We start from the raw sequence: 24,031 nt of genomic DNA, 5'->3' as shown, positions 1-24,031 counted from the left end.
ACTTTTTATGAAAAAACTAAGTTTAAAAGATCGATTTCATCATTGGAGACGAAAAATGAGATGGAACAGACAATATAAAAAAGGAAAATGGGACTATTTAAATAATGATCGCGAACATTTAAGATACCAGCAAATTGTAGATTATATAAATAAATACAGTTTAAAAACACCAACTATTTTAGATTTAGGCGCAGGAGAAGCTGTTCTAAACACAAAGTTTAATCCAGAAGATTACACACACTTTTATAATGTAGATTTTTCTAAAGCATCTATTCAAAACGCAAAAGCTAAAAACCTATCCAAATCTACAAGCTTAGTCGCAGATATACATACTTTTAATCCAGATCAAACGTATGATGTGATCGTATTTAATGAAGCTTACTATTACGTACATGACATGTTAAGACAAGACGTTTTAAATAGGTTTATAAAAAAGTTAAATCCTAATGGTTTATTAATTGTTTCTATTTACAGAGAAGGATTAGACTGTTGGGAAGTTATAGACGCAAATCCAAATTTAGAAAAAACCGAATTTAATATCGTTAAAACTGATCGTGAACAAACCTATTGGAAAGTTGGTGCTTACCGACTTAAATAGGTTGTTTTATACCATAGTCTGTCCATGTTTTTTTTAAAGATTTGGTTGCTTTTCTAATTGCTTGATTTGTAGTTAAAGCGTTTTCATTAATATAACTTCGTTCGTGGTAAAGGTGTACACAAATGGCGCTATACCTTATTTGAATTGGCTTTACGCCTAAATTAATTAAACGTTCACCTAACTCTCTATCTTCGCCGCCATAAGCCATTCTTTGGTCAAAACCATTTACGCTTAAAAGGTCTTTTTTCCAACCAGAAGCATTCATTCCGTCCCAAGTTGCTTTAGTTGGAGTTAGCGTATTTAATAATACTTGCTTTAACCCTTTTGCGGTTAATTTATTTAATTTAAATGAAGATTTTAAGCCATGTTGTAATAGCCAATGTTTATCAAAACAATGTTGTGATTGGATATCTGTTTCGGTTATAATTTCCGAAATGTGTTTGGGCAATTTAAAATATCCACCTGATAAAAAACAATTCTGCTGTTTTAGATTAAAATGGATTTGCACAAAATCTTTTCTAGGAATACAATCACCATCGGTAAAAAGCAAATAATCTGCTTTAGATTTAAGAATAGCTGTATTTAAAATTGTTGTTTTTCTAAAGCCTTTATCTTCATGCCATACATGACTAATGCTAAGATTAGATTGTTTGGCAAAACTATCTATTACTTGTTTTGTGCTTTGTGAAGATCCATCGTCTGCTATAATGATTTCAAAATCTTTAAATGTTTGAAGTTGATAACCTATCAACACATTATACAACCATTTAGGTTGATTATAAGTACTTATAATAACAGATAGTTTAGGCATTTTATTTTTTTACAATCCCAAAGTCTGTCCAAGTTTTATTTTCGTCTTTAACAGCTTTTCTAATTTTCAAGTTTTTGTTTATAGACTCTTGGTTTTTATAACCTCTTGGATGGTCTAAATGCACGCAAACAGCGCTATATCTAATTTGTTTACTTTTTATGCCAAGGTTAAACAATCGTTCGCCAAGCTCACGATCTTGTCCTCCATATTGCATTCTTTCATCAAAACCATTAATTTTTAAGATGTCTGCTTTCCATCCTGAAGCATTATGTCCATTCCAGCTTGCGTTAGTTGGTGTAATCCAATTTAAAAAGTTAGACATAAAGCCACTTGCTTTTAATTTATTATTTTTAAAAGACGCTTTTAAACCATTCTTTTTTAACCAACTTACATCAAAACAGTTTTGTTTAGCAATATCGTCTAAAGTAATTTGTTTTGAAATAGACATTGGTAACATAAAATAGCCACCAGATAGAAAATAACCTTGTTCTCTATATTTTACGTGTACTTCTACAAAGTCTTTACGTGGTATACAATCTCCATCGGACATTATTATGTAATCTGTAGTACATGCTTGAATGGCTTTATTTAAAATTTCAGATTTTTGAAATCCGTTATCTTCATGCCATACATGTATAATATCGTAAGATACTTGCTGTTTTAAATCCTGAATTAATTGCTTAGTTGGCTCGCCAGAACCATCATCTGCAATCACAATTTCAAAATCTTTATAAGTTTGGTGATCATAACCAATTAACACTTTTTCTAACCAATCTGGAGAATTATATGTGCTTATAATTATAGAAGTATCTTTCATTAAATATGTAGAGTTATGTCGTAGAATAGACATTAATAGCACAAAGATAAAGTTATTTTAATAAATTTGTTTTATGAAACAATTATCTGTCATTATTCCTACGTTTAACGAAGAAGCTTATATAGAAAAAGCTATTAGGTCTGTAAGTTTTGCAGACGAAATTATTGTAGTAGATTCTTATAGCTCTGACAAAACAGTACAGATAGCTAAACAGTTTAATTGTACAGTAGTACAACGTAAATTTGATAATTTTTCTAACCAAAAAAATTACGCTTTACAATTTGTAAGTGGCGAATGGATTCTTTTTGTAGATGCAGACGAACGTATTACCTACGCTTTAAAACAAGAAATATTAGACACCATATCTAATCCTAAACATGCAGGTTACAAACTAAAATTTCCGCATTTTTATATGAATCGTTTTTTATATCATCATTACGATTCTGTATTACGATTAGTTAAACGTGCTAATTGTAAATTTGAAGGTTTAGTACACGAAAAATTGATTATTGATGGTAGTATTGGTCAACTTAAAAATCCTGTACTTCATTTTACTTACAAAGGTCTAGAACACTACATTAGCAAAAAAGATAGTTACGCATGGTTTCAAGCAGAACAAATGCTTAAAAAAGGTAAAAAAGTTACCTATTTTCATTTAGCATTTAAACCGTTTTACCGTTTTTTTAGTAGCTATATTTTAAGACGTGGTTTTATGGATGGTATTCCTGGACTTGCTGTTGCAAGCATTAATGCATATGGTGTATTTTCTAGATATGCCAAATTAATGTTATTAAAAAAAGGAATAAAGTAAGGTTGAAGTACGAAGTTGGAAGTAACCTTTAAAAATTCTAATATAAAAACTTTAGACACTTTAAATACTTTAGACACTTATAACTTTAAATACTTTAGGCTCTTTAGACTCTTACAACCTTAATTACTTTTAAAACAACTTACCTACTTTTAATTTCCATATAAACTTTAGTAACGTATCATCACCTTTTATATCCAAGCGTTGTACTTGATACTTATTTTTAAAAGGAAATTTATTAATTCTATTTCCAATACGTAAACCGTAGTCTAAACGATTGGTTTTTAACAAGGTTTCAAATTGCTTGTTTATTGGGTTTTTTCTAGGGAATTTTCCATAAGGATAAGCAATAGTGTTGGACAACTCTAATCCATTGTTACTAATAAATTCTTGACAAGATTTTAAGTCTAACTTTATCGTATTTATAGAAGATAATTGGTAATTAATATGACCATAACTATGCCAACCAAGCTCGATAATAGATGGATCCAGTTGCTTTAATTGTGCTACAGACATTATTGTTTTTTCACCTTCATCCCAATTATTTTTATTACCAACAAATTTAAAAGGCACATAAAAACAAGCTTTAAGATTATGTTTTTTAAACAATGGATATGCTAATTCTAATTGATTAACATAAACATCGTCAAACGTAATAATTACAGATTTTTTTGGTAAATCTTTTGCGGCTTTAAAACGCTCTAAATCTTTAAAATGAAGCGTTGTATAACCGTTATTTTTTAAATACAACAACTGTTTTTCCAGGTTATCTACATGTATGGTCAAACCCTTACTTAAATTAGTAACTGTTGTAACAGAATGATACATTAACACCGGTAATTTTGCCATACCAAAAATGATTTTTAACTACTCACAAATATATAAAGCCTATTGGTTATATTTGCCTAAAATCTTATTTTCTATAACATGATAAGCGCTTTAGCTATAACTTATAACGAAGAAAAAAATGTAGAACGCTACATTAAAAGCTTATCCTTTGCAGACGAAATTATCATAGTAGATTCTTTTAGTACAGATAACACCGTAAATCTTGCGAAACAACTTGGAGCAAAAGTTGTACAACGTAAATTTGATAATTTTTCGGCACAAAAAAACTATGCGCTAACCTTAGCAAATCACGATTGGATTACCTTTTTTGATTTAGATGAAATTGTAACACCAAAATTAGCTGAAGAAATAACAAACACAGTAAAAACTAACCCTAAAAATGAAACTTTTAAAGTAAAACGAAACTTTTATTTTATGGGAAAACGTTTGAAATATAGTGGATTTCAAACGGATTATGTTATAAGATTATTCAATAAAAACAACAGCAAATACAACGGTAAATTAGTACACGAAGCTATTGAAACAGCTTCAACTATTAAAAAATTAAAACATAAAGTAGATCATTACACGTATAAATCTTTTGACGATTATAATTTAAAACTTACCAAATACAGTAAATTAAAAGCAGAAGAATTATATAACAAAAATGTCCGACCAAACCTATATCATTTTTTATTTAGACCTTGGTACAGATTTATGCACCAATATTTTTTAAGACTTGGTTTTTTAGATGGAAAAGAAGGTTTTATAGTATCTTATCTTAGTGGTTTTATGGTGTTTAAGCGTTATATTCAGCTTTGGACTATGTACAGAAATATTGAATAGATGAAACACGTTTTTTTAGAATCTCATAACATAAAAAATCAATTTAACGGTTTTGGACAATTTAATTATCATCTAATTAATGGGCTTTATAATGCGCAAATTGAAGATTTTAAAATAACACTTAATGCTAAAAACACAACGCCTTTAAAAGATAAATACGGTAATTATTTTAACTATAAAACTTATAAATCTTTAAGCCGAAAACCTTTATTCAGAATTAAAAAAAAGTACGATGTTTGGCATAGCTTAAATCAAAATATAAAAGTAGAACCATTTTTTAATATTCCGTATGTGTTAACCGTTCATGATGTAAATTTTGTAGATGAAGTTTCTAACAACATGGACCATAAAGTGAATCGTAGATTTAAAGAAAAATTAAAACGAAGTCACGCCATTACTTACATATCTGAATTTGCAAAACAATCTACTCACAAACATTTTGATGTTCCAAATGTACCAGAATACGTAATCTACAATGGTAATCCTATTAGTGAGCTTCAAACCGATTTTAAAGCTGTAACTCCAGTAACAAAAAGACCTTTTTTATTTTTTATTGGCGGATTAACAGTACGTAAAAATCCACATACTTTAGTACAAATGTTGGAGCATTTACCAGATTTTGATTTGGTCCTTGCTGGATCTACAAAGGACGATTATACAACCAATGTTTTAGAAACAGCTATTGCTAAAACTAATACAAAACACCAAATTCATATTTTAGGTAAAATTAGTTCTACCGAGAAACATTATTACTATAAACATTGTGCTGCGTTAGTGTTTCCTTCATTATTAGAAGGTTTTGGTTTACCTCCAATAGAAGTGATGTCTTATGGTAAACCTGTATTTTTATCCAATCTTACATCGTTACCAGAAATTGGTGGTAAACATGCTTTTTATTGGGATAATTTTGATCCAAAATACATGGCTAACGTCTTGATAGAAGGATTACATAAGTATGAAACCAATAAAGCTTTTTATATAAATACGTACCAAGAACGAGCTAAAAGTTTTAATTGGGATACTGCAGCATTACACTATGCAGACGTCTACAGAAGTTTATTTTAAAACCATTTGTTGTTTCTGCTTTAAAGAATATTTTAAAGGCGCACCTTGAAAAACTATCCAAAATAATTTTGCTCTATTTTTACTGGTCAACGCTTTTAAAGCTAACTTTAGTAAAATAATAAACTGTAAGCATTTATATTTTAAATAAGAGTAATTTTTACGGTATATGTAAAGCCTAGAAATCATTAACTCTTGCTTAATTAAAGGATTTGCTTTTACGGTTGCACTTTCTAAATGTTTAAAAGTAGATGTTGGTACTAACACACTTTTATAACCCAATTGCTTTAACCTAAAGCACAAATCCATTTCTTCAAAATATAAGAACAAATTAGTGTCAAAACCTCCAATTTTTGCGAAAATTTCAGCTTTAAAAAACATAAAACAACCTTGTAAAGCTGGTACTTCAAAAGGTGTTTTATATGGTAATTCTTTTCGTTTTGGATGATGTTTTATAAATTTTTCTATAAAACTTCTTCCAAATAATTCTTTTCTAAACCCTTGAAAATAATCAAACCCAATGACAGGTTTATTATCAATATTTAATTGTTGTGGAGAACAGACTGCAACATCATCGTTTGCTTTTAAATATTCTATTAAAGGAGAAAAACAATCTTCTGTAATTATTACATCGTTATTTATAAAAGCCAAATATTTACCTTTTGCAAACTGAACACCTAACATATTTCCTGCTCCAAAACCTAAATTTATAGCACTTTTATGAAATATTACAGGATAATCTACAGCTTTAAAAGTAGTTTCTAATTGTAAACTTAAAGGTTCTGTAGAGGCATTATCAATTACAATAACTTCAAAAGTATACTGCTTAGGAAACTTAGCTACCAATGAGTATACAAAATCTAAAGTCAATTTTGCATTATTATAATTTACTGTAATTATAGATACATCTACCGTAGTCATTAAAAAATATTAAGCGTTATACATGGTTTTAAAATAAGCTTCAAAATGCTCTTGAAAATAAAAGTCTGCTCCATTAGTTGTTGTTGGAAACATTACAGGATAATCTGGATATGCTTCCAATAGTCTTGGTACTTTTAATCCTTCGGCAATTGCATAAGCAAAAGTTTGATTACTTAAATAAAACTTACATGATTTTATTATTTGTGCTAGTTCTAGAAAGTCTTTAACGTCATAAAATTCTAGATTTGGTACGCTTTGCTTTAAATCTTCATATTCATCTTTTGTGCCCAAAAACAATAAGTTATCGTAGTGTTTTAAAAATGAATAATCTATAAACACATTACGTGCTCTAAAGGTACGTACAATTACAATTTTATCTGTAATAGTATTATGTGGTTTTACATCTAAATAAGGTAAAGTCATGTCGGCTTGTTTTCCTACAAGATGATAATACCATCTAAATGAATGAAATTGATTTGAAATAGGTAAAGCTCTAAAAAAATCTAAATCAACATCTATAGTTTGGTTGGTGTAAACTGTTACACTATTTAAATACGATTGTTCTTTTAATAATGGTAAAAGCATATTAAAAGACCTTTCGGAAATCATAATATTTCCTGATGGATGTTTAAAATATTGTCCGTTATAAGGCTGATTAACTTTAACTATTAAATTGCAAATTTTTGTTTTTGACAACTCTTTTATAATGGGTAAAGCATATATTAAATCTCCTAAATGACCAGAATGTGATAAATTAATTTCGGTTTTAGAATCGATATTATCTTTAAACTGTTTTAAAGTTTTTAAAACTTCAGGATTTAAAGTAGCACGTTTTTTCTGCTCGCGTTTAGCATGCTTAACTTCTAAATATTTGCTTTTATTGTTGGTAATTTTATACCAGAATTTTAATAATTCAGAGTTCATAAAACAGTCGATTAATTTAAAATTTGGTCTAACGTACTATACACAGCTTTTTCACTTAAAAACTCTTCGTAAAATAGATTTGCCTTTTGCTTGTTGGCTTCATAAAAACTAGAATCATTAAGTAATTGCGTTAAGTAAGACGCAAATTTAGTTGCATTATCTGTTACTAAACAACCATTATCTACTTTATTAATTAATCCATCTACGCCTCTTGTATTACATACAACTGGTAAATTAAAGGATAACGCTTCTACAACTTTAATTTTTAATCCTGTACCACTTAACATTGGACAAATTACAACTTTTGAAGCATTGTAAGTTGCAGATAAATCTTCAACATAATTAATTTTATTTACGTTTGGATAATCCTTAACATGTTTATTTATTTTTCCAACTACGGTTATAGATATGTTAGTCTCTAACAAAGGATAAACTTTATTAAAAAACCATCGTGCTGCTGCTATATTATGTTCGTTTTCACTAGCTACGTATAAAACATCTATAGTTTTTGTTGTGCTTTGTATTTTACTAGTTGTTAAGTGTGGCACTAAATGCACTGGTGTTTTTATAAATTGCTCAAAAAGGTATTTTTCTTCTACTGAAATTGCCCAAACTTGATCAACACTATTTAAAAGTTTCATTTCACCTTCAAAAAATTCACCTAACTTAAAATCTTTTCGGCTTTTAAATTGCGAGGTTAAAAAATCGTGTGTATCTACTATTGTCGTTGCTCCTTTTAAGTATGGATTATTTAAAACCAAAGGTATCCAACAAGAATAGCTAACAATTATTTTATCGTAAGTATTAGATTGCAACACCTTATTAAAAGCTTGTTGTTGATTTAATTGTCTACGATCAAAAGGTTTAGGTATTTTACTAAACAATTTGGGTATAGAGACCTTTAAAAAATAACTTAAACCTCCTTTTTTATGCTTTGGTAAAAAATGTACTTGATTAACTAATTTTTCAGATTTAAGTGTCTCTACATCTTGTTCTGTAAAGTGTTTATCGGTTTCTGCTACTAAATCTAAGGTTATATTTTTAGCCTTAAAATACTGTAAAAGCGTGTAAGCTCTTACGTGGTTACCTTGTGAACGTACCAACGGATTACCTGGAAAAAAATATAATACTTTCATTAAATTACTTACAGAAACAGCTCCAAAAATAGCATTTTATAATTTATTAGCCATTATATTTTATTTTTGAAGATTTGCAACTTAATTTTACAATCTATTTTAATTTTCATGCAAGAAACGCCTTTAATTTCAGTAATAATTCCGTGTTATAACGGAGAACAATATATTGAAAAAACTCTTCAACATGTAATAAATCAAACATTTACAAATTGGGAATGTATTGTTGTTGATGATGGTAGCGCGGATAATTCTAAGGAAATTATTACCGCTTTTGAAAATCTAGACAATAGAATTATTTATTATTATCAAGACAACCAAGGACTTTCTGGTTCTAGAAATTCTGGAACAAAAATTAGTAAAGGAAAATACATCTATTATTTGGATGCAGACGATTTGATTGATAAAAACACGCTTCAAAATTTTGTTAATTTAATACCTCACAACACAGATATTATCTTTGGCAAGACTGCATTAACAGATGGACATAACAAAAACATTATTGGTTATTTAGAACATTATCTACCAGTAAACCAAAAGTTATCAAATACCAATTACAAGTTAATACCAATGGTATTAAATGATAAAGTAAGTTGTGTTGCACATAATAGATTATACAAAAAAGCCTTTATTACTAAGCATAACCTTGCTTTTAAAGACCGATTATTACATGAAGACGAATTATGGTTTTTTGAAACCTTAATTAACTGCCAATCTATTATATTAAGTGATCAAACAACATATTATTACAATACTGGAAATCAAAACTCTATTACCAATAATTTCAACATTAAAAACACCAAAGCATATTTAGATATTTTAAATACTATCTATCAAAAATATTATCTAAACGCAGAATCACCTGAAGCAAAAAACGTCACAAATCTTTACTTGAATTATTTTAAAATGACCATAATAACACATTGTTATTTTAACACGCCAAATCAAGATAAAGAAGACGTTAATAAGTTAATTACAAATGCTTTTAAAGTTGTGAAACTACCAGAAGTTAGTTACAACAATTTAAGTAGCAGCTTAAAAAAATTACACCAAAATTTTAAAACAGTATTACCTTTAGGCTTAGATAAAACGCTTAACTATTTGCGTTGGTATAGATCTAAAAGTCTAAAAAAGATAATAAAACGCCAACTACTATTAATACAAGCTAAGATGGCTTAAAGATATTTTCTTTTAAGTTGTTCTATTAAAGATTGCGAATCAAAATCTGCATTTTTATCAAAATTAGGCTCGCGTCTAGTCATTTCATTCCAAAGATGAATCGCGTAAGTATCTTTAAATAAATCTGCACTATTTTTAAAAGTGCTATCGTAAACTGTATGCCAGTTAGAAAAATGTATTGGAAAAAAATAGGTAAATGGTTTGGCTTTGTCCTTTATTTTGAAATAATCTAAAGCCTTAGTAAATCCTTCTGGTCCGCCAGATTCGCCCCATTCTATATGCTCTCTACCTTTACCCCAAAATTTACGTTTACGCTTTACCTTTTTTTGGTGTTTACTATCGTAAGGTAAAATAGTATTTGGGAATTCGCAATTATGACTTAAAAATTTACACATCTCATGTCCTGGTTTAAATCCCAAAACAGCAGGACAAACAAGATCTATAGATTCTGAACCATACACTTCATCTTCATCAAAATCAAAAGGTTTAATACAAATTACATCAGTATCTACCCAAAAACCACCTTTTTTATATAACAATTCCCATCTAAACCAATCGGCAAAACCGGCGTAGCTTCCACCGTTATAAGTAAAAATTTCAGATGAATTAATAATTTCATTTGCATCTTTTACTGTTGTTCCTTCAGGAATATTTTGCACTTCTCCATAAGTATACAAGTGAAACTCATGATTGTTTTTTAAAAAAGAATTAATGCAAAGCTGTTCTATTTTTGATAAAGAACCGCCAATCCATAAAGATTGAATAATAGGTAAAGCCATATAAAATTTTAAAGTTCAAAATTACAATTTTTAAACTTTAAGATTAAAATTTAAAGAATTGTTTTTTAAGATTATTGGCGTTTAAGCTTTATTACCATAATTTTACACCAAAATAAATAGGTTAATGAAATACGCACTATTAAAATATAGAGATCAAGAAACAAATATTGGCGATTACATACAAAGTCTAGCTGCAAAGCGTTTTTTACCACAAGTAGATGCGTTGATTAGTCGTGAAGCATTGGATGAAACCACTGAAAATGCTAAAATTATTTTAAACGGTTGGTTTATGCATCACCCAGAACATTGGCCACCAAGCGAGACTTTACTTCCTAAATTTGTTTCGTTTCATATCAACGATTTTGCTAAAAAACCATTAACAAGTCCAGAAGCTATAGCCTATTATAAGAAGCATCAACCCATTGGTTGTCGTGATAAATTTACACTTCAAAAATTAGAAGAAAATGGTGTAGAAGCCTACTTTTCTGGTTGTTTAACACTTACTTTAGAGAAAGAGAAATATCAAAATACTACAACACCAAATGCAATTGTGTTATGCGATATTTTATCACATAAAAACGACGTGTCCGATATTAATAAAAAAAGTCTTTGGAAAACTATTAGAAATCCTCACAAGCCTATTATAAATGCAACTAAGTCTTTTTTAAAAGAATACAAAGAAAAAAAAGAGGCTAAAAAAATTATAGAAAAATTAATTCCTAAATCTATTTTAGAGCAAAGTATAACCGTTTCTAATCAAGATTTTAATGCAAAAACGCATGAAGAAAAATTTAAAAAAGCAGAACAGCTTTTAAGTCTTTATGCATCTGCAAAACTTGTAGTTACTTCTAGAATTCATGTTGCATTACCTTGTTTAGCTTTTGGTACACCTGTAATTTTTGTTAGACCAGATAGAGATACCAGTAGATTTGAAGGTATTACGGACTTTTTTAACACCTTTACTATAGACCAAATCTTAAATACCGAAAAAACAGAACTACAACAACAGTTTACAAATTCAAGTAAAATTGTAAGAACAGAACATTTAAAATACAGAGAACAACTTATAAAAGACGTTAGTCAATTTATTAATTCTTAAAATGGAGCAGCAAATAGCTACTACAATACAGCACCTTAAACAAGGTAACACCATACTTTACCCAACAGATACAGTTTGGGGAATTGGTTGTGATGCCGCAAATTTTGAAGCAGTAAAAAAAATCTATCAATTAAAACAGCGTGAAGCCTCTAAAGCATTAATATGCTTGGTTAGTGATTTAAAAATGTTAGAAAAATATATTCAAAAGGTACCAGAAGTTGCTTACCAAATAATAGAATTTAGTGACAAACCAACAACTATTATTTATGATAATCCAATTGGTTTAGCTACTAATCTAATTGCAGAAGACAACACGTTAGCTATTAGAATTCCAAAAGACGAATTCTGTCAAAAACTAATCCAGCAATTTAGAAAACCAATTGTCTCTACCTCAGCAAATATTGCTGAAGAACCAACACCAAATTCCTTTAAAGAAATAAGCACACCTATTTTAAAAGGTGTGGATTATGTTGTAAATTTGCAAAACGAAAAAAACAATACCAAACCATCTACAATAATCAAATTATCTAGTAATGGTGAAGTAAAGATTATTCGTGAGTAAATTTACCTGATGAATTACAAACAAGCACTACAAAACCCAATATTTAAAACAATCTCTCAAGCCTCTAAAAACCTTAACTTAGACAGTTATGTAATAGGTGGTTTTGTAAGAGATTTTATTTTAAAACGCGGTAATGCAAAAGATATAGATGTGGTAGCTATTGGTAGTGGAATAGCACTTGCAAAAGAAGTCTCTAATTTATTACCAAACAAACCAAAAGTTCAAGTATTTAAAACCTACGGAACAGCAATGCTACGGTATGATGATATCGAAATAGAATTTGTTGGTGCACGTAAAGAATCCTACAACGAAGATAGTCGTAATCCAGTTGTAGAAAATGGTACGTTAGAAGACGATCAAAACCGTCGTGATTTTACTATAAATGCATTAGCTTTAAATCTTTCTGAAGCTAATTTTGGAGACTTACTAGATCCATTTAACGGTGTTGAAGATTTAGATAACAAAATAATACGTACGCCATTAAATCCAGATATCACGTATAGTGACGATCCATTACGCATGATGCGCGCCATACGATTTGCGACACAATTAGATTTTAAAATCGAAAACCAATCCTTAAGAGCCATTTCTAAAAACAGTGAACGCATAAAAATTATCACTAAAGAGCGTATTGTAGTAGAATTAAATAAAATTTTAGAAAGTCCAACACCTTCAATAGGTTTTTTACTTCTTGAAAAAACTGGACTTTTACAAATAATTTTACCAGAGTTAACCGCTTTAAAAGGTATTGACGAAAAAGAAGGACAACGTCACAAAGATAATTTTTATCACACTTTAGAAGTTGTTGATAACATCGCAAAACATACAGATAATGTTTGGTTGCGTTGGGCTGCATTATTACACGATATTGGTAAAGCACCAACAAAAAAGTTTAGCAAAAAAGTAGGTTGGACGTTTCATGGTCATGAATTTGAAGGATCCAAAATGGTATTTCATTTATTTAAACGCTTAAAAATGCCTTTAAATGATAAGATGAAATACGTCCAAAAACTAGTCTTTATGAGCTCTAGACCAATTGTCTTAGCTCAAGATATCGTAACAGATTCGGCAGTTAGACGTTTGTTATTTGATGCTGGAGATTATGTTGATGATTTAATGACGCTATGTGAAGCAGATATCACGACAAAAAATCCTAAAAAATTTAAAAAATATCATAACAACTTTAAAATTGTAAGAGAAAAATTAGTTGAAGTTGAAGAAAAGGACCAGGTAAGAAACTTTCAGCCACCAGTTTCTGGAGAAGAAATCATGGAGACTTTCAACTTAAAACCTTCAAGAGAAGTTGGTGTAATCAAAGAAGCAATTAAGGAAGCTATTTTAGAAGGTGATATCCCAAACGATCACGAAGCAGCTTTTAATTTAATGCTTGAAAAAGGTAAAGCTTTAGGCTTAAAAAGAGAGTAAGTATGTTAAGGCTTATTAGAACAAATTCCGATCATCCAGATTTTATAAATCTTGTAAAAGATTTAGATGCTTATTTAAAAATTGTTGATGGAGATGATCATGAATTTTATAATCAATTTAATAACATAGACGTCTTAAAGCATACAGTTATTGCGTATGTAGACAACCAACCTGTTGGTTGCGGTGCATTTAAAGCTTTTAACAATTCTAGTGTAGAGATTAAACGCATGTATACCTCGCCTATAGCAAGAAATAAAGGTATTGCATCTGCAATTCTTAAAGATTTAGAGGATTGGGCAAAAGAACTTAATATTAAATCTACTTTATTAGAAACAGGTTTAAAACAAACCGAAGCGGTTAAGTTTTACAAAAAAAATAATTATAAAATAATACCAAATTTTGGTCAGTATGCTGGCGTAGAAAATAGTGTTTGTTTTTTAAAAGAATTAAAATGAAAAAGAAAGATAACAAAAAAGTAATTTATTGGCTTTTAACAGGTTGTTTATTAATTTTTATAATGGTAATTGTTGGCGGCATCACACGCTTGACACATTCTGGTTTATCAATTTCTAATTACAAATTAATTTCTGGAACAATTCCACCAATGAATGACGCCGAATGGAATGCCGCTTTCGACCTTTACAAGCAATATCCAGAATATCAAAAACTTAATAACCATTTCACTTTAGAAGATTTTAAAGATATCTACTTTTGGGAATGGATCCATCGTGTTATTGGTCGTGTTATTGGGTTAGTATTTTTCTTTCCTTTTGTATATTTTTTAATTACAAAACAACTAACCAGACCAACTATAAAAAAAGCAATAGGTTTGATGTGTCTTGGTGCTTTTCAAGGATTTTTAGGTTGGTACATGGTAAAAAGTGGTTTGGTAGATCGACCAGATGTTAGTCATTTTAGACTAGCTGCGCATTTAACCACTGCATTTATCACTTTTGCGCTAACATTTTGGGTTGCATTAGATTTAATATTTCCTTTTAACAAGGTTACAGATACCGGATTTAAAAACTTGTTGCGCGTAACTACATTTGTGCTATTAGTACAGATAATTTATGGCGCTTTTGTTGCTGGTTTAGATGCAGGTTGGATACATAACCATTGGCCAATGATGAGTGAAGGTAAATTTATTCATGAAACTGTGTATACCGAACAAAATTCGATTTTATTAAACTTAACCGAAGGTAAAAGTGGCGTACAGTTTGTACATCGTACACTTGCATATTTTGTAGTTGCATTAATACTAATCGTATTTTTTAAAGGACAAAAATTTGTAGAAACCAAATACCAAAAACTGGCTTTAAATAGTTTAATAGGCTTAGTCTTTTTACAATTTGTTTTAGGTGTATTAACCCTATTATTACAAGTTCCTGTTTGGTTAGGTGTTGCACATCAAGTTGGTGCGTTTTTCTTATTAACAGCAATGACATTTACTTTACATAGATTTAGCAAATAAGGATTAAAACCTTATCTTTGTAAACTTATTTTTTTAATTATGATTTACCGTTTTAGAGCTATTTTAGACAACGATACAGAAGAAGATATCTTTAGAGATTTTGAAATTCGTGAAAACGATACTATGGAAGATCTACACAATGTTATCACTCAATCTTTTGGGTTTGATGGTACAGAAATGGCATCTTTTTATATTAGTGATGACGAATGGAATCAAGGTGAAGAAATTAGCCTTTTTGATATGAGCGATGGTTTAAATCAAGTTAAATTAATGAATGAAACTACCATTGCAGATATCGTACACGAAGCACAAACTAAACTTATCTATGTTTACGACTTTTTAAGTATGTGGACATTTTTTGTTGAATTAGCTGAAATTGTTGAAGAAGCGCAAGGCACAGATTATCCTAACCTAATGTATGTACAAGGTCAAGTTCCTACAGAAGCTCCAGAAAAAGTTTTTGAAGCCGATAGTGACGACGACTTTAATGAATTTGACGACGACTACGATATTGATGATTATGAAAGTTTAGATTTTGATGAAAACTGGAATTAATACCCTTTGGTATTAACATCTTGATAATTTCGTTTTACAAAATCTAAAGCATTTTTTAAGATTTCTCCCATATTTTTGCTGCGTTTAAACTCTAAATCCAAAGTATAATCATAGATTTTAGATTTAAGCATTTCGATATGTTTTTCAATAGAAATAGTATCGTTAGTCATACAATCTAACAACTCTCCTATTCTATCTTGATAACTAATCATACGTTTTGCTATGGTAGATCGCTCTTCTATTTTGTACTGATCAATAGAATCTTTTGTAAGTTTTTCTGCAACTAATGCCACCATTTTATTATTCTCTTTAAAAAATTGTGGTCGGTACACATTAAACTTACCTTCATAGCATTGTTGATCAAAATCTATAGCTCTAATTTTAAATACTACATGATCAAAATCGTGCGTTGGAACAATGACATAATTGTATGCACGCATATCACCAAGTAATCTAATCATACAACGCTCGTTAAACTTTACAAACTCTTTTGCGATTTGAGATTTTTCTGAAGGTAAACACTCAGATAATTTATTTTGAATAAACTCATCGCCTGGTATACCTGCAATATGCTCTTCTATTAAGGTATTTTTATAGACTAAAAAATTTAAATTGTATGGCGAAAGCATATGCTCTAATTCTAATCCATAGATTCTAGATGCATCTGCTTTTTTTACATAAAAATAAGTGTAATTATCATTTAAAATATTTCTAACTTTTACTCTAAACGGTTTACTATTACCAAAGGTGCAGTAATCTACAGCATCTACATTTAAAAACGGAATGGTTTTTTCGTTTCCGTCAGAATGTAATTGAGTGTAGACTTTTTTTAGGTTAAGATCAATTTCTGCGCGATCAAATTCGTTATAATACACGCGTATCCAAAGCGTGTCATTATCGTCTTTATCATAAACCGTTACTGATCCTTGAAAACGCAACAAATCTTCATATAAAATCGAGATTTTTAAATTTCGATTATATTCATTTAAATACTCGTGTAATTTTTCGTTTACAGGATAAGATGGTTTCTTTTTAGAAATTTTTAAATCTTGCATAGATCCTAATTTACTCAAATTTAGTAACAAATTTTATAAATTGTAACAAAACCCAGCTACAATCGTCTTACTTATATCAATCAAAAAAATCAATATTATTGTGAGTACAATTTTAACCATCACCAATCTTACCAAAACCTACGGAAAACTAACTGCTGTAAACAATCTATCTTTTACTATAAACAAAGGAAATGTTTACGGAATTTTAGGTCCTAACGGAAGCGGAAAATCTACAACATTAGGCATTGCCTTAAATGTGGTAAACAAAACATCTGGAGAATTTAAATGGTTTAATGGTAATTTATCTACGCATGAAGCCTTAAAAAAAATTGGCGCTATTATAGAGCGACCTAATTTTTACCCTTACATGACTGCGTATAAAAACCTTAAGCTAGTGTGTAAAATAAAAGATATTCCAGAACAAAAAATAGACGAAAAACTAGAACTAGTTGGACTTTTAGAAAGAAAACACAGCAAGTTTAAAACGTTTTCTTTAGGGATGAAACAACGTCTTGCCATAGCAAGCGCATTACTAAACGATCCAGAAATATTAATCTTAGACGAACCTACAAATGGACTTGATCCGCAAGGTATACATCAAATTAGGTCTTTAATAAAAGACATAGCTAGTAAAGGCACAACTATACTTTTAGCTTCACATTTATTAGATGAAGTTGAAAAAGTGTGTTCGCATGTTGTTGTTTTAAGAAAAGGCGAAAAACTTTACGAAGGTCCAGTAGACCAAATGATAACAAGCAATGGTTTTTTTGAGTTAAAATCTGACAATAATGCTGAGTTAATTAAGTTTTTAAATGATCATAAAAACATAACTTCTGTTAAAGAAAATGATCAAATAATTACAGCTTTTTTAGATCAACCTATGTCAGCCTCAGCGTTTAATCAAGATTGTTTTAATGCAGGTATTAGGTTATCACACTTAGTGCTTAGAAAAGAGAGCTTAGAAGAACAATTCTTGCAACTTACAGTTCAATTAAACTAAACTATCAATCAAAAAAAATCAATCAAAATGTTACGTCTTTTAAATATAGAATTAATCAAACTTTGGAATAACAGATCAAGTAAAGTGCTAATTTTAGCCTACTTTATTTTATTAACTTCAATAGCATTAATAGCTTCAATTAAATTTGATATTGGTCCAATTAAATTTCATTTAGCAGATCAAGGTATTTTTGACTTTCCGTATATATGGCATTTTAATACTTATGTCGCAGCATCTTTAAAATTTTTCTTAGCTATTGTAATTGTGTCTATGATGGCAAATGAGTATAGCAACAAAACCATAAAACAAAACTTAATAGATGGCTTAAGTAAAAAAGAATTTATTGCCTCAAAATTTGTAACAGTTAGTGTATTTGCTTTGTTTTCTACACTATTTGTTGCAATAATAACTTTAATTTTAGGATACTCGTTTTCAGATATAACAGAAGCTTATCATGTGTTTTCTGATACCGAATATGTATTAGCCTTTTTTATAAAACTATTAGGATTCTTCTCTTTCTGTTTATTTTTAGGCATCTTAATAAAACGATCTGCATTTGCATTAGGCTTTTTATTTGTGTGGTTTATCATAGAAAAAATCGCCTATGGATTATTACGTTGGGAAATAGAATTTACAGAAAACTCATGGAAAACCATTACACAATTCTTTCCTCTAGAAAGTATGTCTAATCTAATCGTAGAACCAGGATCAAGACTTGGTGCTGCTAAAGAATTAGCCAAACAAGTTGGCGAAGATTTCAACTTTGACTACTCAGTACATTGGTATCAAATAGTAATCGTTTTAGTTTGGACAGCAATTTTTATTTACGGATCCTATAAATTACTTGAAAAGCGCGATTTATAAAACCTAGATTTTAACAATCTAAACAATATTATTTTTTTGTAATTATAATATCTTTACGCTGCTATGCTAACAAGGTTATGAAAAAGATAATATTATTAACAATTTTATTGGCAACTTCATTATGTTATTCTCAAAATGAAGCTGCCAATTGGTATTTTGGAAACAACGCAGGAATAAACTTTGACACAGGAACAAATACTGTATCTGCACTTCTAGATGGACAATTAGCAACAGATGAAGGTTGCACTAGCATCTCTGATAGTAATGGTGACTTATTATTTTACACTGATGGAATTACAGTATTTAATAAAAACCATCAAGTTATGGCTAATGGTAATGGATTAAAGGGTAATCCATCTAGTACACAATCTGCTATTATCATACCTAAACCTCAAGATCCTGATATTTATTATATTTTTACTGTTGATACACAATATCAAAACACTCCAGACGAAGGTTTTCATTATTCTGAAGTAGACATGTCCTTAAATACTGGGTTAGGTGAAGTAACTAATAATAAAAACATAAATTTACTTAACAATACTTCAGAAAAGTTAAGTGCTGTATTAAAAGATTGCCAGACAGAAAATATTTGGGTTATAACTTTTGCCAATTCAGACGGTAATAGTGACATTAATAATTCATTTTACGCTTATGAAGTTACCTCTTCTGGTGTAAATACAACTCCAGTTGTTAGTATATTTAATTTTTTTATAACTGAAAGAAGAGGCTACTTAAAAATATCTCCTGATGGATCAAAAATTGCTTGCGCAAATATCGGTGAAGGACTATATTTATTTGATTTTGACACAAATACTGGTCAGGTTTCTAACCCGCAAAGTATTAACATAAACATAAATCCGCAAGGTAATCCTCAAAGAGCTTATGGTGTAGAATTTTCACCTAGTAGTGAAATACTTTATGTTTCAACTTATTTTGAAACTCCTCAAGACGATTTCAATAATCCAAATGCACAATACGGAGCACTTTTACAATACGATTTAAATGCAACCAACATTAGTGCTTCAGAAAATGTACTTGATCAAAGAGTAATGTATCGTAGTGCTTTACAGTTAGGTCCTGACGGAAAAATTTACCGCTCTTTAAGTGCGACTTACAATCAAGGTACTCCTTTTTTAAGCACAATAAACTCTCCTAATAACTTAGGTCAAGCAGCAGATTACCAACACCAATCTATAAGTCTAAACAATAGACTTTCTAGACAAGGTTTACCGCCTTTTATAGCTTCATTTTTTGTTGAAAAAATTGATATTATTCCAACAGACACCTCAAACAGCGTTGATTTACCATTGTGTACTGGCGATAATTATACATTAATTGCCGAAGATATTCCTGGAGCAACATACACATGGACTCAAGACGGAAATCCGTTACCAACACCTTCTACACCTAACGAATTACTTATTAACCAAGATGGAAATTATGAAGTTGTTATAGATCTAAATAATGGCGACTGTGATGTAAAAGAAGGACAAGCTATTGTTACATATTACGATATTCCTACAGCTACAATGCCTAACGATATAATAATTTGTGATGATAATAACGATAATGTTTGGACATTTAATTTAAGTAACCAAAATGCAGATATATTAAATGGTCAAGATGCATCAATTTATCAAGTAAGCTATTATATATCGCAAACAGATGCAGATAACAAACAAAACCCGTTAAACATAAACTATCAAAATGTATCACCAATCGAAACAATTTATGCGCGAGTAGAAAATATTGCTAACACAAATTGTTTTGCTACTACATCATTTAATTTAGAAGTTTATCAAACTCCGGTAATACCAACATTAGACGACTATCTAGTTTGTGATGATTCTTCAGATGGAGACGACACTAATGGTCAAACTAACATAGATTTATCAAGCTTTAACAACCAAGTGTATAACGGGCAAAGCACGTCTTTATTTAATATCTCTTATCATTCTAATTTAAATGAAGCAAATGCTAATCAAAACCCTTTAAATTTAAACTATTACAATACAACACCTTTTCAAGAAGAAATTTTTGTAAGATTAGAAAACATGAATAATATAGATTGTTATTCTGTTGAAAGTTTTAATTTAATAATCAATCCTGTTCCAGAAAGTTTTGATCATACAATATTACAATGTGACGAAGATGGCATACCAGATGGTTATACAATTTTTAATTTAGAAGAAGCTGTGTCAGACATCACTAACGGAGACAATAACTTAGATGTTATATTTTATAACTCTTTAAATGATGCAGAAAACGAGAATTCACCAATAACAAATTCTACATCGTATAACAATTTAACTAATCCGCAAGTTGTCTTTGCTTCTACTATAGATGTAAATGGTTGTTCACATATTACAGAGTTAACACTTGAGGTTAGCACAACTCAAATAAATAATTTTCAATTTGAAGTTTGTGACGAATTAGGCTCTGAAGACGGTTTTAACACCTTTAATTTAACTGAAATAAGTACAGAAATGTCTTTAGCATTACCAAGCACAGTTACAATTAATTTTTACGAAACTTATAACGATGCCTTAACTGAAAGTAATATACTTCCAACATCGTACAATAATACAAATGCATATAATCAAACCATTTTTGCTAGAGCTGAAAATAATAATGATTGTTACGGTATAAGCGAAGTAAATTTAGTTATTAATCAAAGACCAGAATTAGAAGCAGATTCAACTTTATACTACTGTTTAAATGATTTTCCTGAAGAAATAACGCTATCTGCAACAACACCTTTAAACAATACTTATTATTATAGTTGGTCTACAGGAGAAAATACAAACAGTATACAAGTAAATCAACCAGGAACATACACTGTAACAGCAACTACGGTAAACGGATGCGAAAAAACAAGAACCTTTGTTGTAGAACCTTCAAATATTGCAACCATTAGTGATATTATAATTTTAGATGGTGATAACGCATACAATCAAGTTACTGTACAAGCTAATGGAGAAGGAATTTATCAATACGAATTAGTAGATGCATTAGGCAATAGTACTGGTTATCAAGACAACAATACGTTTACCGAAGTTCCTGCAGGCTTATATACTGTTAATGTTAGAGATGTTAAAAATAATTGCGGAATTGTAGATCAAACAATTTCGGTAATTGGATTTCCTTCATACTTCACACCAAATAATGATGGCGTAAATGATTATTGGCAAGTGTATGGTGTTTCATCTCAATTTCAGCCAAATTCTAAGATTTTCATTTTTGACAGATACGGAAAATTACTTAAACAAATAGATCCAAAAAGTGAAGGTTGGGACGGAAACTTTAATGGTCAACCAATGCCTTCAAATGATTATTGGTTTTCTGTAACCTTACAAGATGGTCGTGTTTTTAAAAGTCATTTTACCTTAAAAAGATAGTTTTTTAGTACATTTAGAACGTATTGTCCTAAATTATGAAAAGCTATACATTTTGTATTACTCTATTTTTATTATGCATTTGCAACCTTGCTAATGCACAAAACATAGAATTGTTTCAGCAATTTAATGGTAGATACGACTATTTAGCTATAGGAAACACATTAAATCCTGCCGAAAATAATTTAGATGGCTCTTTTTGTTCTATAGCTACATCAGCTTCTGCAGATTTACAACTTCCAGCTAACACAACTATTATTGCTGCGTACCTTTTTTGGTCTGGATCTGGAAGTGGCGATACAAACGTCTTGCTAAACTCTACAAGTATTGATGCGCAAGATACTTTTAACGTAGATTATAATGCTGGATCTAATGGGTTGCTCACCTATTTTTCGTCTTACGCAGATGTGACAAATCAAGTTTTATCCGAAGGAAATACTACATATACAGTTTCAGATTTAAACGTTAATGATGTATTACTATCCAACTTTGGGTATTGTAATAATCGTACAAATTATGCAGGTTGGAGTTTGTATGTTATTTATGAAGATTTAAATCTTCCACTAAATCAAATCAACCTATTTTTAGGTTTAGAAATCATAAATTCTGAAGTTCAAGAAAAAACAATAACGCTTACCAATATTGATGTTTTAGATAATGATAATGCAAAAATTGGCTTTTTAGCTTGGGAAGGCGACAATGCTTTAAACTATGGAGAAAGCCTTTCTATTAACGGAAATGTATTATCCAATCCACCATTAAACCTAGCAAATAATGCTTTTAATGGTACAAATAGCTTTGCTAACGCCACTAATTTTTACAACGCAGATTTAGACGTTTATAATATTGAAAACAACATTTCTATTGGAGATACCGAAGTTGTTATTAACCTAACTACTGGTGGATTAGATGAATTTGGTTTTTTTAGAGCAGATCTTATAATTTTAAACAATATAATTACTGTTTTAAATAGCCAACTTCCAGACGCTACAGTTATTGACAATTTTTACACAGTTACTTGTGGTAACCGAGAAATTGACCTAAACTATACCATACAAAATGCAAACAGCACAGATATTTTACCGGCAAATACACCTGTAGCATTTTATATAGACGGAAATTTAATAGGTCAATCTAATACCATAAATGATATTGACATAAACGCAACCGAAACTAACCAGATCACATTAAATATACCTTCTATATATCCCGATGATTTTATTTTAGAAATAGTAGTTGATGATAATGGCAATGGAATAAGTACTATTACAGAAACTAATGAAAATAATAACAACATATTTCTTACTATTAATTTAATTCCGCTTCCAGAAACCAGTCAAATTAACGGATTGCTAGACTGTGATCAAGGTTTTAATGCAGCAATTTTTAACCTTACAGAGGTAACAAATCAAATAGATCAATCTATGTATTCAAATTTTTCATTTTATGAAACCTATGAAGCTATCTCCCAAAATAATCCTATAATCAACACAGCAAATTACGTATCCAACCAAACGCCTCAAACCATTTATATGACTGCAGATAACAGTAACTGTTTTGATATTTTTGTATTTGAACTAAACACAGAAAACTGTCCTCCTTATATACCTCAAGGCTTCTCTCCTAACGACGATAACAAGAATGATTTTTTCAATATTCAAGGTCTTTATGATGTATTCGAAAATCATGAATTACTAATTTACAATCGCTACGGTACGCTATTATTTAAAGGCAATAATAACCTAAAATGGCATGGACAAATTAATCAAGGTGTGATAAACATCAACCAAATTGTACCTTCTGGCACGTATTTTTATGTCTTAAAGCTAAACGATAAAAACTACAAAGATCTAGTTGGTTGGGTTTATTTGAATAAATAATTTTTTAAACATTTTA

The 24,031-nt window shown here is 29.8% G+C and carries 23 protein-coding genes; 15 read left to right on the top strand and 8 right to left on the bottom strand.

Annotated features, from left to right (window positions below; translation table 11 throughout):
• The first annotated feature begins 7 nt into the window (after positions 1-7).
• The gene (locus IFB02_RS09620) at positions 8-598 is read left to right on the top strand and encodes a class I SAM-dependent methyltransferase (RefSeq protein ID WP_106687165.1); all 591 of its coding nucleotides are present in this window, start codon (positions 8-10) and stop codon (positions 596-598) included.
• Here the strand turns inward: IFB02_RS09620 and IFB02_RS09615 are convergent.
• Both IFB02_RS09615 and IFB02_RS09610 read right to left on the bottom strand, forming a co-directional pair.
• Entirely contained in the window at positions 591-1,409 is an 819-nt protein-coding gene (locus IFB02_RS09615; RefSeq protein WP_106687164.1) for a glycosyltransferase family 2 protein, read from the bottom strand. The genes IFB02_RS09620 and IFB02_RS09615 overlap by 8 nt on opposite strands.
• A gap of 1 nt (position 1,410) precedes the next feature.
• Positions 1,411-2,226 (bottom strand): glycosyltransferase family 2 protein, encoded by an 816-nt coding sequence (locus IFB02_RS09610; RefSeq protein WP_106687330.1) that lies wholly within the window; start codon positions 2,224-2,226, stop codon positions 1,411-1,413.
• 73 nt (positions 2,227-2,299) lie between these two features.
• Between IFB02_RS09610 and IFB02_RS09605 the strand changes: the two genes are divergently transcribed.
• On the top strand, positions 2,300-3,037 hold the full coding sequence (locus IFB02_RS09605; protein WP_106687163.1) for a glycosyltransferase family 2 protein: 738 nt from the start codon (positions 2,300-2,302) through the stop codon (positions 3,035-3,037).
• A 129-nt stretch (positions 3,038-3,166) separates the two neighbouring features.
• Here the strand turns inward: IFB02_RS09605 and IFB02_RS09600 are convergent, their stop codons facing one another.
• The gene (locus tag IFB02_RS09600) at positions 3,167-3,883 is read right to left on the bottom strand and encodes a polysaccharide deacetylase family protein (protein ID WP_106687162.1); all 717 of its coding nucleotides are present in this window, start codon (positions 3,881-3,883) and stop codon (positions 3,167-3,169) included.
• Positions 3,884-3,961: 78 nt separating this feature from the next.
• Between IFB02_RS09600 and IFB02_RS09595 the strand changes: the two genes are divergently transcribed.
• Positions 3,962-4,708, top strand: a complete 747-nt coding sequence (locus IFB02_RS09595; RefSeq protein WP_106687161.1) for a glycosyltransferase family 2 protein — start codon at positions 3,962-3,964, stop codon at positions 4,706-4,708.
• Positions 4,709-5,773: a glycosyltransferase family 4 protein gene (locus IFB02_RS09590; RefSeq protein ID WP_191072699.1), complete on the top strand. Its 1,065-nt coding sequence runs from the start codon at positions 4,709-4,711 to the stop codon at positions 5,771-5,773.
• Here the strand turns inward: IFB02_RS09590 and IFB02_RS09585 are convergent.
• Genes IFB02_RS09585 through IFB02_RS09575 form a run of 3 tightly spaced genes read right to left on the bottom strand, consistent with a single transcriptional unit; the run spans position 5,765 to position 8,751 of the window.
• Positions 5,765-6,691: a glycosyltransferase family 2 protein gene (locus IFB02_RS09585; protein ID WP_191072698.1), complete on the bottom strand. Its 927-nt coding sequence runs from the start codon at positions 6,689-6,691 to the stop codon at positions 5,765-5,767. The genes IFB02_RS09590 and IFB02_RS09585 overlap by 9 nt on opposite strands.
• A gap of 9 nt (positions 6,692-6,700) precedes the next feature.
• Positions 6,701-7,615, bottom strand: coding sequence for a hypothetical protein (locus IFB02_RS09580; RefSeq protein WP_191072697.1), 915 nt, complete (start codon positions 7,613-7,615; stop codon positions 6,701-6,703).
• An 11-nt stretch (positions 7,616-7,626) separates the two neighbouring features.
• Positions 7,627-8,751 carry a glycosyltransferase gene (locus IFB02_RS09575; RefSeq protein ID WP_191072696.1) on the bottom strand — a complete coding sequence of 375 codons (1,125 nt, stop codon included), beginning with the start codon at positions 8,749-8,751 and terminating at the stop codon, positions 7,627-7,629.
• A gap of 108 nt (positions 8,752-8,859) precedes the next feature.
• Between IFB02_RS09575 and IFB02_RS09570 the strand changes: the two genes are divergently transcribed.
• A complete protein-coding gene (locus IFB02_RS09570) occupies positions 8,860-9,927 on the top strand; it encodes a glycosyltransferase family 2 protein (protein ID WP_191072695.1) in 1,068 nt (355 codons plus the stop codon).
• Here the strand turns inward: IFB02_RS09570 and IFB02_RS09565 are convergent.
• On the bottom strand, positions 9,924-10,706 hold the full coding sequence (locus IFB02_RS09565) for a glycosyltransferase (RefSeq protein ID WP_191072694.1): 783 nt from the start codon (positions 10,704-10,706) through the stop codon (positions 9,924-9,926). The two genes, IFB02_RS09570 and IFB02_RS09565, sit on opposite strands and share 4 nt — an antisense overlap.
• A gap of 124 nt (positions 10,707-10,830) precedes the next feature.
• Between IFB02_RS09565 and IFB02_RS09560 the strand changes: the two genes are divergently transcribed.
• From IFB02_RS09560 to IFB02_RS09535, 6 genes are read left to right on the top strand one after another with little or no spacing between them, the layout of a single operon-like run.
• Positions 10,831-11,805: a polysaccharide pyruvyl transferase family protein gene (locus IFB02_RS09560; RefSeq protein WP_191072693.1), complete on the top strand. Its 975-nt coding sequence runs from the start codon at positions 10,831-10,833 to the stop codon at positions 11,803-11,805.
• 1 nt (position 11,806) lies between these two features.
• Positions 11,807-12,367 carry an L-threonylcarbamoyladenylate synthase gene (locus IFB02_RS09555; RefSeq protein WP_191072692.1) on the top strand — a complete coding sequence of 187 codons (561 nt, stop codon included), beginning with the start codon at positions 11,807-11,809 and terminating at the stop codon, positions 12,365-12,367.
• 9 nt (positions 12,368-12,376) lie between these two features.
• Positions 12,377-13,792, top strand: coding sequence for a CCA tRNA nucleotidyltransferase (locus tag IFB02_RS09550; protein ID WP_191072691.1), 1,416 nt, complete (start codon positions 12,377-12,379; stop codon positions 13,790-13,792).
• A gap of 2 nt (positions 13,793-13,794) precedes the next feature.
• Positions 13,795-14,247: a GNAT family N-acetyltransferase gene (locus IFB02_RS09545; protein ID WP_106687151.1), complete on the top strand. Its 453-nt coding sequence runs from the start codon at positions 13,795-13,797 to the stop codon at positions 14,245-14,247.
• On the top strand, positions 14,244-15,263 hold the full coding sequence (locus IFB02_RS09540) for a COX15/CtaA family protein (protein ID WP_106687329.1): 1,020 nt from the start codon (positions 14,244-14,246) through the stop codon (positions 15,261-15,263). The genes IFB02_RS09545 and IFB02_RS09540 overlap by 4 nt, the downstream gene beginning before the upstream one ends.
• A 39-nt stretch (positions 15,264-15,302) precedes the next feature.
• A complete protein-coding gene (locus IFB02_RS09535; RefSeq protein WP_106687150.1) occupies positions 15,303-15,818 on the top strand; it encodes an IS1096 element passenger TnpR family protein in 516 nt (171 codons plus the stop codon).
• Here the strand turns inward: IFB02_RS09535 and IFB02_RS09530 are convergent.
• Entirely contained in the window at positions 15,815-16,873 is a 1,059-nt protein-coding gene (locus IFB02_RS09530; protein WP_106687149.1) for a hypothetical protein, read from the bottom strand. The two genes, IFB02_RS09535 and IFB02_RS09530, sit on opposite strands and share 4 nt — an antisense overlap.
• Before the next feature lie 100 nt (positions 16,874-16,973).
• Between IFB02_RS09530 and IFB02_RS09525 the strand changes: the two genes are divergently transcribed.
• The 4 genes from IFB02_RS09525 (at position 16,974) to IFB02_RS09510 (ending at position 24,015) form a co-directional block, all read left to right on the top strand.
• Positions 16,974-17,873: an ABC transporter ATP-binding protein gene (locus IFB02_RS09525; RefSeq protein WP_106687148.1), complete on the top strand. Its 900-nt coding sequence runs from the start codon at positions 16,974-16,976 to the stop codon at positions 17,871-17,873.
• Positions 17,874-17,900: 27 nt separating this feature from the next.
• Positions 17,901-18,737 carry an ABC transporter permease gene (locus IFB02_RS09520; protein WP_106687147.1) on the top strand — a complete coding sequence of 279 codons (837 nt, stop codon included), beginning with the start codon at positions 17,901-17,903 and terminating at the stop codon, positions 18,735-18,737.
• Positions 18,738-18,814: 77 nt separating this feature from the next.
• Positions 18,815-22,138, top strand: coding sequence for a T9SS type B sorting domain-containing protein (locus tag IFB02_RS09515; RefSeq protein ID WP_191072690.1), 3,324 nt, complete (start codon positions 18,815-18,817; stop codon positions 22,136-22,138).
• 35 nt (positions 22,139-22,173) lie between these two features.
• Entirely contained in the window at positions 22,174-24,015 is a 1,842-nt protein-coding gene (locus IFB02_RS09510; protein WP_191072689.1) for a T9SS type B sorting domain-containing protein, read from the top strand.
• The last annotated feature ends 16 nt before the right edge of the window (positions 24,016-24,031 follow it).

The sequence above is a fragment of the Mesoflavibacter profundi genome, assembly GCF_014764305.1.
Taxonomy (GTDB): domain Bacteria; phylum Bacteroidota; class Bacteroidia; order Flavobacteriales; family Flavobacteriaceae; genus Mesoflavibacter; species Mesoflavibacter profundi.
Note: the sequence above shows the minus strand (reverse complement) of the source record. Positions and strands in the feature narration are given on the sequence as shown.

Bases quoted from the DNA above. Each gene is read 5' to 3' on its own strand.
- IFB02_RS09545 (WP_106687151.1), top strand. From the start codon at position 13,795: ATGTTAAGGCTTATTAGAACAAATTCCGATCATCCAGATTTTATAAAT.
- IFB02_RS09560 (WP_191072693.1), top strand. From the start codon at position 10,831: ATGAAATACGCACTATTAAAATATAGAGATCAAGAAACAAATATTGGC.
- IFB02_RS09520 (WP_106687147.1), top strand. From the start codon at position 17,901: ATGTTACGTCTTTTAAATATAGAATTAATCAAACTTTGGAATAACAGA.
- IFB02_RS09530 (WP_106687149.1), bottom strand. From the start codon at position 16,873: ATGCAAGATTTAAAAATTTCTAAAAAGAAACCATCTTATCCTGTAAAC.
- IFB02_RS09510 (WP_191072689.1), top strand. From the start codon at position 22,174: ATGAAAAGCTATACATTTTGTATTACTCTATTTTTATTATGCATTTGC.
- IFB02_RS09585 (WP_191072698.1), bottom strand. From the start codon at position 6,691: ATGACTACGGTAGATGTATCTATAATTACAGTAAATTATAATAATGCA.
- IFB02_RS09605 (WP_106687163.1), top strand. From the start codon at position 2,300: ATGAAACAATTATCTGTCATTATTCCTACGTTTAACGAAGAAGCTTAT.
- IFB02_RS09535 (WP_106687150.1), top strand. From the start codon at position 15,303: ATGATTTACCGTTTTAGAGCTATTTTAGACAACGATACAGAAGAAGAT.
- IFB02_RS09515 (WP_191072690.1), top strand. From the start codon at position 18,815: ATGAAAAAGATAATATTATTAACAATTTTATTGGCAACTTCATTATGT.
- IFB02_RS09600 (WP_106687162.1), bottom strand. From the start codon at position 3,883: ATGGCAAAATTACCGGTGTTAATGTATCATTCTGTTACAACAGTTACT.
- IFB02_RS09580 (WP_191072697.1), bottom strand. From the start codon at position 7,615: ATGAACTCTGAATTATTAAAATTCTGGTATAAAATTACCAACAATAAA.
- IFB02_RS09595 (WP_106687161.1), top strand. From the start codon at position 3,962: ATGATAAGCGCTTTAGCTATAACTTATAACGAAGAAAAAAATGTAGAA.
- IFB02_RS09540 (WP_106687329.1), top strand. From the start codon at position 14,244: ATGAAAAAGAAAGATAACAAAAAAGTAATTTATTGGCTTTTAACAGGT.
- IFB02_RS09570 (WP_191072695.1), top strand. From the start codon at position 8,860: ATGCAAGAAACGCCTTTAATTTCAGTAATAATTCCGTGTTATAACGGA.
- IFB02_RS09555 (WP_191072692.1), top strand. From the start codon at position 11,807: ATGGAGCAGCAAATAGCTACTACAATACAGCACCTTAAACAAGGTAAC.
- IFB02_RS09590 (WP_191072699.1), top strand. From the start codon at position 4,709: ATGAAACACGTTTTTTTAGAATCTCATAACATAAAAAATCAATTTAAC.
- IFB02_RS09615 (WP_106687164.1), bottom strand. From the start codon at position 1,409: ATGCCTAAACTATCTGTTATTATAAGTACTTATAATCAACCTAAATGG.
- IFB02_RS09550 (WP_191072691.1), top strand. From the start codon at position 12,377: ATGAATTACAAACAAGCACTACAAAACCCAATATTTAAAACAATCTCT.
- IFB02_RS09575 (WP_191072696.1), bottom strand. From the start codon at position 8,751: ATGAAAGTATTATATTTTTTTCCAGGTAATCCGTTGGTACGTTCACAA.
- IFB02_RS09610 (WP_106687330.1), bottom strand. From the start codon at position 2,226: ATGAAAGATACTTCTATAATTATAAGCACATATAATTCTCCAGATTGG.
- IFB02_RS09620 (WP_106687165.1), top strand. From the start codon at position 8: ATGAAAAAACTAAGTTTAAAAGATCGATTTCATCATTGGAGACGAAAA.
- IFB02_RS09565 (WP_191072694.1), bottom strand. From the start codon at position 10,706: ATGGCTTTACCTATTATTCAATCTTTATGGATTGGCGGTTCTTTATCA.